This window comes from Paenibacillus macerans (assembly GCF_900454495.1).
Taxonomy (GTDB): Bacteria; Bacillota; Bacilli; order Paenibacillales; family Paenibacillaceae; genus Fontibacillus; species Fontibacillus macerans.
In genome coordinates, this window is the sequence record NZ_UGSI01000001.1 from 189908 (window position 1) to 202966 (window position 13059).

At 53.6% G+C, this 13059-nt stretch carries 14 protein-coding genes; 13 read left to right on the forward strand and 1 reads right to left on the reverse strand.

The window, feature by feature from the left end; all coding sequences use genetic code 11:
- The first annotated feature begins 2 nt into the window (after positions 1–2).
- The gene (gene ftsZ, locus DYE26_RS00840) at positions 3–1121 is read left to right on the forward strand and encodes a cell division protein FtsZ (protein ID WP_036621409.1); all 1119 of its coding nucleotides are present in this window, start codon (positions 3–5) and stop codon (positions 1119–1121) included.
- 407 nt (positions 1122–1528) lie between these two features.
- On the opposite strand, the gene DYE26_RS33965 is transcribed toward ftsZ, so the two are convergent.
- Positions 1529–1879 carry a transposase gene (locus DYE26_RS33965; protein WP_036621410.1) on the reverse strand — a complete coding sequence of 117 codons (351 nt, stop codon included), beginning with the start codon at positions 1877–1879 and terminating at the stop codon, positions 1529–1531.
- Between the two features lie 532 nt (positions 1880–2411).
- Here DYE26_RS33965 and spoIIGA point away from each other — a divergent pair.
- The 12 genes from spoIIGA to DYE26_RS00905 all read left to right on the forward strand — a co-directional run bounded on the left by spoIIGA (position 2412) and on the right by DYE26_RS00905 (position 12492).
- Positions 2412–3419, forward strand: coding sequence for a sigma-E processing peptidase SpoIIGA (gene spoIIGA, locus DYE26_RS00850; RefSeq protein WP_051985368.1), 1008 nt, complete (start codon positions 2412–2414; stop codon positions 3417–3419).
- Between the two features lie 30 nt (positions 3420–3449).
- Positions 3450–4172 carry an RNA polymerase sporulation sigma factor SigE gene (sigE, locus tag DYE26_RS00855; protein WP_036621412.1) on the forward strand — a complete coding sequence of 241 codons (723 nt, stop codon included), beginning with the start codon at positions 3450–3452 and terminating at the stop codon, positions 4170–4172.
- Positions 4173–4263: 91 nt separating this feature from the next.
- Positions 4264–5046, forward strand: coding sequence for an RNA polymerase sporulation sigma factor SigG (gene sigG, locus DYE26_RS00860; RefSeq protein WP_036621413.1), 783 nt, complete (start codon positions 4264–4266; stop codon positions 5044–5046).
- Between the two features lie 193 nt (positions 5047–5239).
- On the forward strand, positions 5240–6052 hold the full coding sequence (locus tag DYE26_RS00865) for a MerR family transcriptional regulator (RefSeq protein WP_036621414.1): 813 nt from the start codon (positions 5240–5242) through the stop codon (positions 6050–6052).
- 148 nt (positions 6053–6200) lie between these two features.
- The gene (locus tag DYE26_RS00870; protein ID WP_036621415.1) at positions 6201–8150 is read left to right on the forward strand and encodes an FAD-dependent oxidoreductase; all 1950 of its coding nucleotides are present in this window, start codon (positions 6201–6203) and stop codon (positions 8148–8150) included.
- A 153-nt stretch (positions 8151–8303) separates the two neighbouring features.
- Positions 8304–8639, forward strand: a complete 336-nt coding sequence (locus DYE26_RS00875; RefSeq protein ID WP_036627883.1) for a YlmC/YmxH family sporulation protein — start codon at positions 8304–8306, stop codon at positions 8637–8639.
- Positions 8640–8748: 109 nt separating this feature from the next.
- Complete coding sequence (gene pgeF / locus DYE26_RS00880; protein ID WP_036627885.1) at positions 8749–9600, forward strand: peptidoglycan editing factor PgeF; 852 nt, start codon at positions 8749–8751, stop codon at positions 9598–9600.
- An 8-nt stretch (positions 9601–9608) separates the two neighbouring features.
- Positions 9609–10307, forward strand: a complete 699-nt coding sequence (locus DYE26_RS00885) for a YggS family pyridoxal phosphate-dependent enzyme (RefSeq protein WP_036627886.1) — start codon at positions 9609–9611, stop codon at positions 10305–10307.
- Positions 10307–10753: a cell division protein SepF gene (locus DYE26_RS00890; RefSeq protein ID WP_036621418.1), complete on the forward strand. Its 447-nt coding sequence runs from the start codon at positions 10307–10309 to the stop codon at positions 10751–10753. Before DYE26_RS00885 ends, DYE26_RS00890 begins: the two co-directional genes overlap by 1 nt.
- A 22-nt stretch (positions 10754–10775) precedes the next feature.
- Positions 10776–11030: a YggT family protein gene (locus DYE26_RS00895; protein ID WP_306308152.1), complete on the forward strand. Its 255-nt coding sequence runs from the start codon at positions 10776–10778 to the stop codon at positions 11028–11030.
- Positions 11031–11037: 7 nt separating this feature from the next.
- Complete coding sequence (locus tag DYE26_RS00900) at positions 11038–11820, forward strand: YlmH family RNA-binding protein (protein WP_036621422.1); 783 nt, start codon at positions 11038–11040, stop codon at positions 11818–11820.
- A gap of 165 nt (positions 11821–11985) precedes the next feature.
- Positions 11986–12492 (forward strand): DivIVA domain-containing protein, encoded by a 507-nt coding sequence (locus tag DYE26_RS00905; RefSeq protein WP_036621423.1) that lies wholly within the window; start codon positions 11986–11988, stop codon positions 12490–12492.
- Positions 12493–13059 lie beyond the last annotated feature (567 nt).

Here is a 13059-nt window from a genome sequence, read left to right on the forward strand (position 1 = left end):
GTATGTTGGAATTTGATTTCGAAATGGAGAGCTTGGCTCAAATCAAGGTCATCGGGGTAGGCGGGGGCGGAAGCAACGCGGTCAACCGGATGATCGAAAACGGCGTGCAAGGCGTCGAGTTCATTACGGTAAATACGGACGCCCAAGCGCTTCATTTGGCCAAGTCCGAACATAAATTGCAGATCGGGGATAAATTGACGCGCGGACTGGGCGCCGGCGCCAATCCGGAGGTCGGCAAGAAAGCGGCCGAAGAATCCCGCGAGCTGATCGCAAATACGTTAAAAGGCGCGGACATGGTGTTCGTCACGGCCGGAATGGGCGGCGGCACCGGCACCGGGGCGGCTCCGGTCATCGCCGAAATCGCCAGAGAATGCGGAGCGCTGACGGTCGGCGTCGTGACCCGTCCGTTTACGTTTGAAGGCCGTAAGCGTTCTTCCCAGGCGGAGCTTGGCATCGAATCGTTGAAAGAAAAAGTCGATACCCTGATCGTGATTCCGAACGACCGCTTGTTGGAAATCGTCGATAAGAAAACGCCGATGTTGGAAGCGTTCCGCGAAGCGGACAACGTGCTGCGTCAGGCGGTGCAGGGCATCTCCGACTTGATCGCCGTACCGGGTCTGATCAACCTCGACTTCGCCGATGTGAAGACGATCATGACCGAACGCGGCTCCGCACTGATGGGCATCGGCCTCGCTACCGGCGAGAACCGGGCCGCCGAAGCCGCCCGCAAGGCGATCATGAGCCCGCTCTTGGAAACGTCCATCGAAGGTGCGCGCGGCGTTATCATGAACATTACGGGTGGAGCCAACCTGTCCCTGTATGAAGTCAACGAGGCCGCGGAAATCGTGATCGCCGCTTCCGATCCGGAAGTGAACATGATTTTCGGCGCGATCATTGACGAGAATATGAAGGAAGAAATCAAAGTGACGGTTATTGCGACCGGGTTCGAGAATAAGCCTGCGGTGCAGCCAGCCCGCAAACCGGCCGCTGCTCCGGGCGTATCCGAGCCGCAGGACACGCGTCCGGCTTCGAATCTGCGACCGTTCGGCAACCAGCCGAGCGGAGATCAGCTCGACATCCCGACGTTTCTCCGTAACCGTTCGCGGAACAATAACGACTAAGCAAGGGTAGTACGTCTCCCCGAAGACCTTGTCCCGATTAGGGACAGGGTCTTTTTTTTGCTAGAATTTAGTCGAAAAGCGATCGTGGCGAGAAACACGGAAGGGCGTTGAAAGCTTGAGGATAGGGAAGTGGGGGGAAGGGGCGGCAGATCAATACTCGCTGTCCGGAGACTTTGCATGATTATCCCGTTTAATCAGATAGCAGAGAGAAAGACAAGCTCGGGCGAAAATATTTGGTGGAGAAGCAGATAGGTTCGAGATAATTTAGACGGGTTTAGGAGAAGGAATCAGGTTTAGGGGAGGTGAAACAGACCGGACAAGAGATTAAGACAGGAGATCAAGGACAGGAGATCAAGGACCCGATAAGTTGATCTGCATCAAACCCCCCCACCGTTCCAGCGCCACGATCAGGCTACAGCCGCACGGGGCTGGTTCGATTGGCGCGCAATCAGCCGGCGGTAAGGGATCGCCGGAATCGCCACACACATACGCAGCAACTTCTGCCGCATCGTTTCTTCCGCTCCGGGCAAGCGCAGCCGGGTTCCTTCAAAAATCGTACCGGCCAAAGCCGACGTTTGATGCTTGCACTTTCCGCACTTGAACAAGGGAATACGCCGGGAAGCCAGGCTGCTGCACCGGGTGTGAGCGCAGCGCGGGCAGACGAAGCCGCTTGGCCACTTCATCGCGATCAGCGCTTCTATGCAGGCTTGCTCGCTGTTATAACGGGCTGCTGAATGGTTGAAGTTCCATTCCTGCATTGGCACCCATGCCTGCTCGCCCCCGATATCAAGAATTCAGGTACATACGTTCGGTTTATTTCATTAAACCAAACGCACGTTCCCTTATCAAACGCAAAATCTCACCTGAGCGCCTCATTTTTTCCCCTTTCTTTTTTCTTCTCTCTTTTTTGGAACCTTTGCTCTAGCCCCATCCCCTGCTCCCTGAACGAATGGGATAATCGTGCAAAGGTTACAGGCAGGAACATCAAGACACGAAATCTGCCCCTCCACTTTGCGCTGCTTTACCCTGCTCCATCAAGGCTTGTCTGCCGATTTTTTGCTGCGAAAGTTGAGTTATGAAATTTCATAGCGGGGTAGAAGACGGTGCGCTGGTAGGGAGGAGAGGAGGGAACTGGAGGCTAAAGGACTCCAACTCCATATATTATGCCCCGTGTACGCGCAAGGCCCCTTGGGTCGACAAAATTAGTGGGATTCTGCTTTCAATTTTAGACAGACTTTATAAGCCAATCTCTTTATACTGATAAGCATCTCCCCAGGCAGGTGAACGCCGTTGGTAGTGTATATCGATCTCATATTTGCGATGAACCTATTGATCGACGCAAGTTTGCTGCTCGCTACGGCATGGATGCGGAAGCAGAAGATCAAAGTATGGCGGATCGCCGCTTCGGCGTGCGTTGGAGCCATGTATGTCGTCATGATGTTTTTGCCGGAGCTTGGGTTTTTGTATACGTTTTTGGTCAAGTTCCTGTTCTCCGTCGCTATGTTATGGATCGCCTTCGGCTTTGGAAGTTTGCAAAACTATCTGCGGAACATGGGGGCTTTTTACATGGTTAATTTTGCGGCGGCGGGCGGCATCCTGGGCGTGCATTATTTGCTGCAGGACTATGGCGACTTATGGAACGGAATATGGTATTCCGCGACCGGAGGGATGGGGTTTTCGCTGAAAATAGGGGCCTTGTTTACGCTTGTCCTGTTTTTTGCCGTGTTGTGGTGGTTTAAACGGGTCATTGCGGCGCGTCATCGGCAGGAGCGGATCTCCTCTTTTGTCGGAGAGGTCCGGGTTCGGATTGGAGATTCCGAGGTTTGCTGCACGGGCCTGGTCGATACGGGCAACCAGTTGTCCGATCCGCTCAGCCGGTTGCCGGTAATGGTGATGGAGGCGTCGCTGTGGGAGGATTTGCTTCCCCCATCTTTTCGCGGCAAGCTTGCCAAGGAGCGGGCGGACAACCTCATTATGGAGTGGACGGAAGCAGGAGCTTTTCCCTGGCCCGATCGTTTGCGTCTGGTGCCGTATCGCGGAATCAACAAAGGAACGCAATTTATGCTTGCGCTTAAGCCGGATGAAGTCAGCATTACCTTGGAGGGTCGGAACTTTCATTCTACCCGGGTGCTTATCGGATTGGATGGAGGACGTTTGTCAGCGGAAGGGGCCTATCGGGCCATCGTGCATCCTGCGTTAGTGGAAGGCAGGGAAGCGGAGCGCCAGCCTTCGCCGAACATATCTTCCGGGCTGGCCCCGCTTGCCGACGTGGGCGGGAGGTCCGGACTTCACCGGTAAAACGGGAACTTGTATAGGAGGAAAGAAATCATGCGTGCAAAATGGAAGTTGTTGCTGCAGCTTCAGTACTATCGGTTGTTGTTTCTATTCGGACTAAAAAGCGAGGAAATCTATTATATAGGCGGAAGCGAAGCGCTGCCGCCCCCATTGACGCGCGAAGAGGAGGAGTATTTGCTCCAGCGGCTGCCGAGCGGCGACTCCGCGATCCGGGCGATGCTGATCGAACGCAATTTGCGGCTGGTCGTGTACATTGCAAGAAAGTTTGAAAACACCGGCATCAATATCGAGGACCTGGTTTCGATTGGAGCCATCGGCCTGATTAAGGCGGTCAACACTTTTGATCCGGAGAAAAAGATTAAACTGGCTACGTACGCTTCGCGCTGCATCGAAAACGAAATCCTGATGTATTTGCGCCGCAACAGCAAGATCCGCACCGAGGTTTCTTTTGATGAGCCGCTGAACATTGATTGGGACGGCAATGAGCTGCTGTTGTCCGATGTGCTGGGGACGGAGAACGATACGATTTACCGGAACATCGAAGAGCAGGTGGACCGGAAGCTGCTGCATAAAGCGCTCGACAAGCTGAGCGAACGGGAGCGGATGATCATGGAGCTGCGGTTCGGCCTGGTGGACGGCGACGAGAAAACGCAAAAGGATGTGGCCGATCTGCTGGGAATTTCCCAATCGTACATTTCCCGCCTCGAAAAAAGGATCATCAAGCGATTGCGCAAGGAATTCAATAAGATGGTGTAAAGGCCCGGCTTTACGGCGGTTCATGCAAGGAATAAAAATGCAGCCCAAGGAGATAATGATCATTAGTTTACTCCTTGGGAGGTAAGACACGATGACCCGAAACAAAGTCGAAATTTGCGGTGTCGATACCGCAAAATTGCCCGTTCTAACCAATGCGGAAATGCGTGAATTGTTCCACTCGTTGCAGCAGGACCACGTAAGATCAGCCAGAGAAAAGTTAGTGAATGGCAATCTGAGACTCGTGCTGAGCGTCATCCAGCGATTCAACAATCGGGGGGAGTATGTGGACGACCTGTTCCAGGTTGGCTGCATTGGACTCATGAAAGCCATCGATAATTTCGATTTATCGCAAAACGTCAAGTTTTCGACCTACGCGGTGCCGATGATCATTGGGGAAATCCGCCGGTACTTGCGCGACAACAATCCGATCCGCGTATCCCGCAGCCTCAGAGATATCGCCTACAAAGCGCTGCAAATGCGGGACAACCTAACCAACCAAAATTCGCGGGAGCCCACGATTTTCGAAATTTCGGAAGCGCTTGGTTTGCCGAAGGAAGATGTCGTGTTTGCCCTGGATGCGATCCAGGACCCGGTATCGCTGTTTGAGCCGATTTACCATGACGGGGGAGACCCGATTTACGTCATGGATCAAATCAGCGACGATAAGAACAAGGATGTGTCATGGATTGAAGAAATCGCTTTGCGCGAGGCGATGCAGCGGCTCGGGCGCCGCGAAAAAATGATCCTTTCCATGCGTTTTTTTGAAGGCAAGACGCAAATGGAGGTGGCCGATGAGATCGGCATCTCCCAAGCCCAGGTATCCCGGCTTGAGAAATCCGCTATTTTACAAATGCAAAAGCATGTGAAGTCGTAAATGACAGGTCCCTTGGGGGCCTTTTTTAATGGAAACAAGCGTGTTAGACTCGCTTACGATCATTGTGAACAACTCCATATCTTCCTAGCGTTAAGCTTCTGTAAAATTATATTAAGTTGAACCTTACAATCATTCGTTCAACTTTAAATAGCATGAAGCACTAGCGCGGATGGAGACGGACGGAGGGGGACGCATGAAATATTGCATCGGCGAGTTTTCTTCGCTTCTGGGCATTACGAGGGATACGCTGCGGCTGTACGAAAAGCATGGCATCGTCCGGCCGGTGAAAGACCATAACAACAGCTACCGGTATTTTAACGATTTGGACGCCAGGGACCTGCTGATGAGCCGTTGGTACCGCAGCTTGCAAATCCCTTTGCAGGACGTGGCCGAACTGATCAAACATTCTTCCATAGACGCCGTATCGGCAAAGCTGAAGGCCAGCCGTGGGCAGCTTGAGGCGGAGATCCGCAAAAGCGCGATGCTGCTGAATAAACTGGACGAGCTGAACCGGGAGATCCAATCGATCGAAGCGTCCCTTTACCGGTGCAGCCTCAAACAGAAGCCCGGCTTATACCGCTTGAAGCAAACGGACAAAAACAGCCTGCTTAAAAACCGCGGCTTGGAAAAAACGGTTAACGCTTTGATGGAAGTACTTCCGTATACATTTTATTGCTTTCGCATCGAGCGGGAGATCGTCCTGGCGGACAATTCGGATAATCTGGAGTACAGTTGGGGAATCACGGTGTCGGAGGACGATGCCGGGGAGCTTGGCTTGGAAATTCAGGATCATTTGGAATTTATCCCTGCGTCCAAGTGCGTTTCGGCGGTCATTGTATCCGCGGATGGAGATCTTTTTACGAAAAGCGCGCTGCAATTTATGCTGGATCATGTGGACGAGCAGGGGTATTCGATTGGCGGAGACGTGATCGGGAAGCTGATGCTGACGGAAAACCGGGACGGGAAAAAACGTTCGTATCTGGAGGTCAATATCCCGGTGTCGTGATTAGGGGCTCTCGAAAGGGGAGTTGACCTTGGTGCCGCACCAAGGTTTAGACTTTTTTTGAAGCTGGCCGATGATGGAAATACGTAAGTTCATGTGAAAATAATCACGTTTCTGCGGCTTCGAATTATGGGGTAGGGGGAGGAACATCATGAGCAGCAAAAAACGCTTCAAATCATGGTTGGTATTTACCGTTTGTCTTGCGCTGGCGGTTTCCGTGCTAAGCGGATGCCAGTCAGCGGGGAATTCCCGGGAATCCGGCCCATCGTCCGCGCCGGAACAATCTTCGTTTAAAGCCGGAACGTATACGGGGGAAGCCGAGGGGAAAGACGGAACGGTCAAAGTGGAAGTCACGATGGAAGAGCCGGATCAAATCAAGGACATTCAAATCGTCAGCCAAACCGAAACGGAAGGACTGGGCGATGCCGCGCTCGAAAAAATCAAAGAGCAGATTCTGCAAAATCAAACGTTGGCGGTGGACGCCGTCAGCGGCGCCAGCAAGTCGAGCGAAGCGATGCTGACCGCCGTGGAAAAGGCCGTGCAGCAGGCGGGCGGGGATCTAACGGCTCTGAAATCGGGCGGCGTGGCGAAAGCCGGCGAAGGCAAAACGGAAAAGCTCCAGGCTGACGTCGTCGTCGTCGGCGCGGGCGCATCCGGCGTGTCGGCCGCCGTTACGGCGGCGGATAAAGGAGCCAAAGTCATTATCGTGGAAAAAACTGGCGTTATCGGCGGCGCCAGCAACTTATCGTGGGCAGGGAAATTTTACAACTCGTCCGCCGCGGTTGAAAACGGGATAAAGGTGAATGTCGAGCAAGAAATCGCCGACTGGATCGCCAACAACCACTGGCGTGTGGACGCCGCTGCGATCCGCCAGTACGTCACCAAATCCGGTGAAACCTACGACTGGCTGAAAAGCAAAGGTTATGTCACGACGTTCCTGAACTTTGCCGGGGAACAGCTTCACGTGCTTCCGGCTTACGATACGCGGGAGCAGACGCTGCGCAAGATGCTGGCCGCATCCGTGGAGAAAAACGGCGGCCAGGTTATTACCGAAACGACGGCCAAAGAGCTGATGACCGATGCGAGCGGTGCGGTCGTCGGCGTAAAAGCCGCAAAGGCCGACGGCACGACCCTGGAAATTTCCGCGAAAAGCGTGGTCATGGCGACGGGCGGATACGCGGGCAACAAGGAAATGGTCAAGGAAGCGTTTGGCTTTGAAGGCGTAAATGGGGGCCTCGGCCAAAACATCGGGGAGGGGCTGAAAATGTCCTGGGCGGTCGGCGCCAAAGTCCCGGACAACTTCGGCGGCCAAATGCTCCATCAGACGCTGGCGAGAGCGACGAGCGGTTTGAAAAAGGAATATTCCTCGTTTGAAGCCAGCTACCCGCTGATGCTGAGCTATCTTCCGACGCTGATGAACGTGGGGCCTTCGGGGGCCAGATTCAGGGACGAAGCGGCCACCTTGACGTCGGTAGCCGCGGCGAATACGAGCGCTTTTAACGGCCCTTACCACCTGGTCATCGTTTCGAAATCGCAGCTTGACGCCCTGGAAGCGAAAGGGATGAACGGCGTCAAGGCTCCGGGTCTTCCGGGGATGCCGCCGGAATTTTACGCCGACTTCTCCGATAAGTTCAAGCTCGACACACCGTGGACAAACGTAGAGCAAGTCTTTGAGTCCATGGTGAAAAACGGCGGCGGATATAAAGGCGATACGATCGGGGAATTGGCCCAAAACGCGGGAATGGACGCCGAGGTGTTCAAGGAGGCTTTCGATAACTATACCGTGGCCACAAAAACCGGAGTAGACACGGATTTCGGCAAAGCGAAGCAGTACCTGGTTCCGATGGGCGAAGGGCCTTATTACGCGATCATCGCCGAAATCAACAACCTCGGTTCGGTCGGCGGCCTGCTCGTCAATCCCAAGTTTCAGGTTCTGGGCGAAGGCCGGGTGCCGATCAAAGGGCTTTATGCGGTTGGGCTCGAATCGGAAGGCGTGCTGTTTAACGATACTTATGTCGGCAACGGCGTAGGCATCGGCTACTCGTTCACTTCGGGGCGTCTCGGCGGCGAAAGCGCCGCGGCCGGCGCTCTCGGAAAATAAAAAAATAAGCCTTGCAATCCAAGGGACCTTTCCGTGCGGACCGCCGCGATCTTCGGAAAGGTCCCTTTTCCCGCTGTCGGAAGCGCATCAGCGGAAAAGCCGGATCATATAGTAAAGGGACGGAAAGTATTTGGCGGGACGGGGGCGTTAAACATGGACAATGTGGTGAGAGCGAGTATGAAAATATCCGATTTTCAGACCAAGGATGTCATTAATGTGGTGGACGGAAAACGGCTGGGGCATATCAGCGACCTGGAGCTGGATTTGCGGCAGGGCGTGATCGAGGCGATCGTCGTACCGGTCAATACGAAATTCATGGGATTGTTCGGAGGCGGCAGCGATCTGATCATTCCCTGGAGAAATATCGTAAAAATCGGCTCCGACGTCGTGCTCGTGAAGATGGAGGAGCTGCGGGAACCAAGGGTGCAATCCGCATACGAAACGACCGTGTACATCGACCGGGACGGCCGGGCGGAACGGCGCGGCTGATCCGCGAAAGGCAAAGCGAATTATGGTACACTTTAAGTACGTGTTCAAAAAAATCAGGTTTTCAGCACCGGGAGTGTTTGAAAAAAGCAAGATCAAAGGGAGATGGATGATGGAACCGTTTATAAGAAATGCTATAGATCAGCAGCCGGAGCGTTTTGAACTGGAGGCTTGGCGCGATCTGGCGCCGGGCCTAAGCGCCGGCTTTACCGGACGCGGCGGGGGCGTAAGCAAACCGCCCTACGGCAGTTTGAATTTGGCTTATCATGTCGGGGACGATCCCTCGGACGTGTTGGAAAACCGGGGGCGCCTGGCCCGGGCGCTTGGCTTTTCCCCGGAGGGCTGGACATGCGGCGAACAGGTGCACGGCGCGCAAATCGCCATCGTTCGGCAGGAGGACCGCGGCAAGGGGTATCTGGACCGGAGCAGCGCCTTTCAGGCGACGGACGGGCTGCTGACCAATGTGCCGGAAGTTTTGCTGGCCTCCTTTTACGCCGATTGCGTACCGCTATATTTTGCCGATCCGGTCACCAAAACCGTCGGATTGGCTCATGCCGGATGGAAGGGGACCGTTCAGCTCATCGCCGGGAAGATGATCGAAACGATGGAACGCGAATTCGGCAGCCGGCGCTCCGACATTCGGACGGCGATCGGCCCGAGCATCGGAGAATGCTGCTATGAAGTGGACGAAGCGGTGATGGGTAAAGTCAGGGAGGCGCTGCCCGGCGCGGCGCCGGATATGCAAGGGGAGCCGATTTCGACGCCATCCAAGAACGAAGGCAAAACGATGCTGAACTTGAAAGAAATGAATCGAATCATTATGATTAAAGCAGGAATATTGCCGACTCATATCGAATGTACAACATGGTGTACAAGCTGCCGTCCGGAAATGTTTTTCTCCTACCGCAAGCATAACGGGGTGACGGGGAGGATGGCGAGCTGGATTGGCATGAAAGAGAGGTGATCCTTTCTTTGTCGCTGAAAGAACGGATAGAAATGGTGGAAGAGCGCATTCAAGCGGCCTGCAAGCGGAGCGGAAGAAACCGCGATGACGTGAATATCGTTGCCGTCACCAAATACGTGTCGGCCGACATGACCCGTTCCGTGTTGGAGGAAGGGATACTTCATATCGGAGAAAACCGCCCTCAAGCGGCGGTGCCCAAATGGGAAGCGCTTGGCGGACAAGGGATATGGCATTTTATCGGCCATTTGCAAAGCAACAAAGTGAAGGACGTCGTCGGAAGATTCCAATACGTTCATTCGCTGGACCGGCTGTCGTTGGCCAAGGAGCTGGAGAAGCGGGCTGCGGCGTTGGATCTGACGGTTTCGGCTTTTTTGCAGGTCAACGTTTCCGGCGAAGCCTCCAAGCAGGGAGTAGCGCCGGAGGAAGCGGCCGCCTTGCTGCGGGAAACCGCTGGCCTGGCCCATGTTAAAATCATCGGCCTTATGACGATGGCGCCGATCGTGGACGATCCGGAATTGGCCAGACCGGTGTTCCGGAAGCTCCGGGAGCTGCGGGACGAGCTGAACGCCGGGGCGGGCGGGGCGCTTAAGGAACCGCTGACGGAACTGTCGATGGGGATGTCGGGAGATTTTGAGGTGGCGATCGAAGAAGGGGCGACATGGGTGCGCCTTGGTACTCTTTTAGTAGGGAAAGGGGAAAAGACGTAATGGGAGTCATGAACCGGTTCATGAATTTTCTGGGACTTCAGGAGGAAGAAGAAATCGTGGAGCGTGAAAAATTTCCCGCCCAGGAGGAAGAAATTGAAACCCCAAGCTTTGAACCCCGTAAAAATCAAAGAGGAAGCAACGTTGTCAGCATTCACTCCCAGAAAAACGTAAAAGTGATCCTTTATGAACCTCGTTCCTATGACGAGGCCCAGGAAATCGCCGACCATCTGCGTTCCCACCGGTCGGTGGTGGTTAATTTGCAGCGGGTCCGGAATGACCAAGCCTTGCGTATTATCGACTTTCTAAGCGGGACGATTTATGCGCTCAGCGGAAGCATCTCCAAAATCGGCAGCAATATTTTCCTGTGCACGCCGGATACGGTCGAGATTCAAGGATCCATTACGGAAATGCTGGCCGAGGATTCCGATTACAACAGAATGAGGTGATGACAGCTTGGTAGGAACTTTGTTGGACGTAGTTGACATAATATATAGAATTTATTATTGGATGATAATAATCTATATATTTATGTCGTGGGTTCCGAATGTGCGTGAAAGCTTTATTGGCGAGTTTCTCGGAAAAATGGTCGAGCCTTATTTGGCCCCGTTTCGCCGGATCGTACCGCCTCTCGGGATGATTGATTTTTCCCCAATCGTTGCCTTGTTGGCACTTTGGCTAGCTTCTTTCGGATTAAAAAGTCTTTTGATTTTTGTCTTCGGGTAATTTAGATATGCAGGCGGACATATACGAACATTTCAGGCCGGAGGAGCGTCCTTTTGCGGACCGGGCCTCAGAATGGGTAACGAATGCCGGGGAATACCACGAGGTCAAGCGAAGCGACTTCCTGGATCCGCGGCAGTGTTATATTTTGGAAACCTTGGCGAACCGCCACCCTGATGTGCAAATCCGCTTTGACGGCGGGTACGAAGATGCGGAGCGCCGGCGGGCGCTCATTGCCCCGGATTACCGGGATCTGAGCCAGGAGCCGATGGGACTGAAAGTGCTCAGCATTGCCTCGGGGGACCAAAAATTCATTTCGCTCCAGCATGGGGACTATTTAGGCGCTATTTTGGGACTTGGACTCAAGCGGGATAAAATCGGCGACATTCATGTGCGTGAAGACGGCTGCCATGTCGTTGTCGCCGAAGAGATCGCCCCGTTCCTCAATTTAAATCTTCATCAGGTGCATCGGGTTGGCGTGATCACGGATATTTTGGAGCCAAGCGAGTTGAAAACGGCGGAAAAAGAGCTCGCACCGATGGATTTGACGGTGGCTTCGTTAAGGCTGGACGGAATTGTGAGCGATGTATTCCATTTAAGCCGCAGCAAAGTGCTGATTCCGATCAAGGCGGGCCGCTGCCGGGTCAACTGGCGGACGGAGGAGGACCCTTCCAAGCCGTTGAAGGCGGGCGACATTGTGGCGCTGCAGGGGTTCGGCCGTTTTAAAGTGCTTGAAACGGAAGGGCTTACGAAAAAAGGCCGGCATCGTGTCAAAATCGGCAAATTTGTGTGAAGCTTTTGCAGGAGATGGCGGATTCTTGTCGAATTAGTAGTCTCGTACTGTTCCGTAATGTCTGAGTTCAAGAGGTCGGATTTTTTAGCACAACCTCTAAATATCGTGAATATCTAACGCCTTCCCGTCCGTCGGGAAGTTTTGAAATTTGAGGAGGTGGGGATCATGCCATTAACGCCGCTGGATATACATAACAAGGAGTTCTCCAGACGTATTCGCGGTTATGACGAGGATGAAGTCAACGAATTTCTTGACCAGGTGATCAAGGATTACGAAATCGTGATCCGGGAGAATAAGGAGCTCCACAACCAGTTGTTGGCTATGCAGGAGAAGTTGGATCACTTTGCCACGATTGAAGAAACGCTGAGCAAAACGATCATCGTCGCCCAGGAGGCGGCGGATGAAGTAAAGAACAACGCGAAAAAAGAAGCGCAGCTGATCGTGAAGGAAGCGGAGAAAAACGCCGACCGGATCGTCAACGAGTCGCTGGCCAAATCGCGTAAAATCGCCATGGAGGTCGAGGAGCTGAAAAAGCAGGCTTCCATCTACCGGGCCAGATTCCGCACGCTTGTGGAGGCGCAGCTTGATCTGCTGAGCAGCGACAGCTGGGATGCGCTGGAAACGCGCGAGCGCCCCGCGGATAAAGCGCAGGAAGTTCAGGAATTGTATTAATGCATGTCGCAACGTCTATAGAATATTGACATGCGGCTGGCGAATGCGTTATAACTATGACATATTGAATTTGCAAATGAATCGATTGGATTCGATGAAGGGAACCAGTACGCTGCGAGTTTGTTCCCCAGAGAGTTGGCGGCCTGCTGAAAGCCAACGTTCAAAGCGCAGTCGGAATATCCTCCCGGAGAAGCAAAACTGAATTTCCAACATAAGGAAAGATCAAAAGCCGATATTTTGACTTTTTTGTAAGATGGGTGTTCAAAATCGCGGCTTTTCAGCACCGAGAAGGTTGGATGAAGCTGAGGACCGAGGAGCGGAGCGTACGTTTTGGGTACGTGAGCACCGGAAGGCCCGGCTGAGTTCAAGATTCGACGTCGAATCGGCATCTCGATCAGCTTCGTGATCAAAAGCCGATATTTTGACTTCCTTAGCAATGGAAAGAGTAAGTTTTGCCGGCTGTCGGCCGTTATACCGGCCCCATATGAAGCGTATGGGATCAAGGTGTCATGCTTTTTTCGGGCGGCGTAACGTCCGGCGGAAAATGCATGAAACAAGGGTGGTAAC

Excerpts from the sequence above, each read along its gene's own strand:
- pgeF (WP_036627885.1), top strand. The coding sequence starts at position 8,749 with ATGGAACCGTTTATAAGAAATGCTATAGATCAGCAGCCGGAGCGTTTT.
- DYE26_RS00890 (WP_036621418.1), top strand. The coding sequence starts at position 10,307 with ATGGGAGTCATGAACCGGTTCATGAATTTTCTGGGACTTCAGGAGGAA.
- DYE26_RS00900 (WP_036621422.1), top strand. The coding sequence starts at position 11,038 with ATGCAGGCGGACATATACGAACATTTCAGGCCGGAGGAGCGTCCTTTT.
- DYE26_RS00875 (WP_036627883.1), top strand. The coding sequence starts at position 8,304 with ATGGACAATGTGGTGAGAGCGAGTATGAAAATATCCGATTTTCAGACC.
- DYE26_RS00865 (WP_036621414.1), top strand. The coding sequence starts at position 5,240 with ATGAAATATTGCATCGGCGAGTTTTCTTCGCTTCTGGGCATTACGAGG.
- DYE26_RS00905 (WP_036621423.1), top strand. The coding sequence starts at position 11,986 with ATGCCATTAACGCCGCTGGATATACATAACAAGGAGTTCTCCAGACGT.
- DYE26_RS00870 (WP_036621415.1), top strand. The coding sequence starts at position 6,201 with ATGAGCAGCAAAAAACGCTTCAAATCATGGTTGGTATTTACCGTTTGT.
- DYE26_RS33965 (WP_036621410.1), bottom strand. The coding sequence starts at position 1,879 with ATGCAGGAATGGAACTTCAACCATTCAGCAGCCCGTTATAACAGCGAG.
- sigE (WP_036621412.1), top strand. The coding sequence starts at position 3,450 with ATGCGTGCAAAATGGAAGTTGTTGCTGCAGCTTCAGTACTATCGGTTG.
- ftsZ (WP_036621409.1), top strand. The coding sequence starts at position 3 with ATGTTGGAATTTGATTTCGAAATGGAGAGCTTGGCTCAAATCAAGGTC.
- sigG (WP_036621413.1), top strand. The coding sequence starts at position 4,264 with ATGACCCGAAACAAAGTCGAAATTTGCGGTGTCGATACCGCAAAATTG.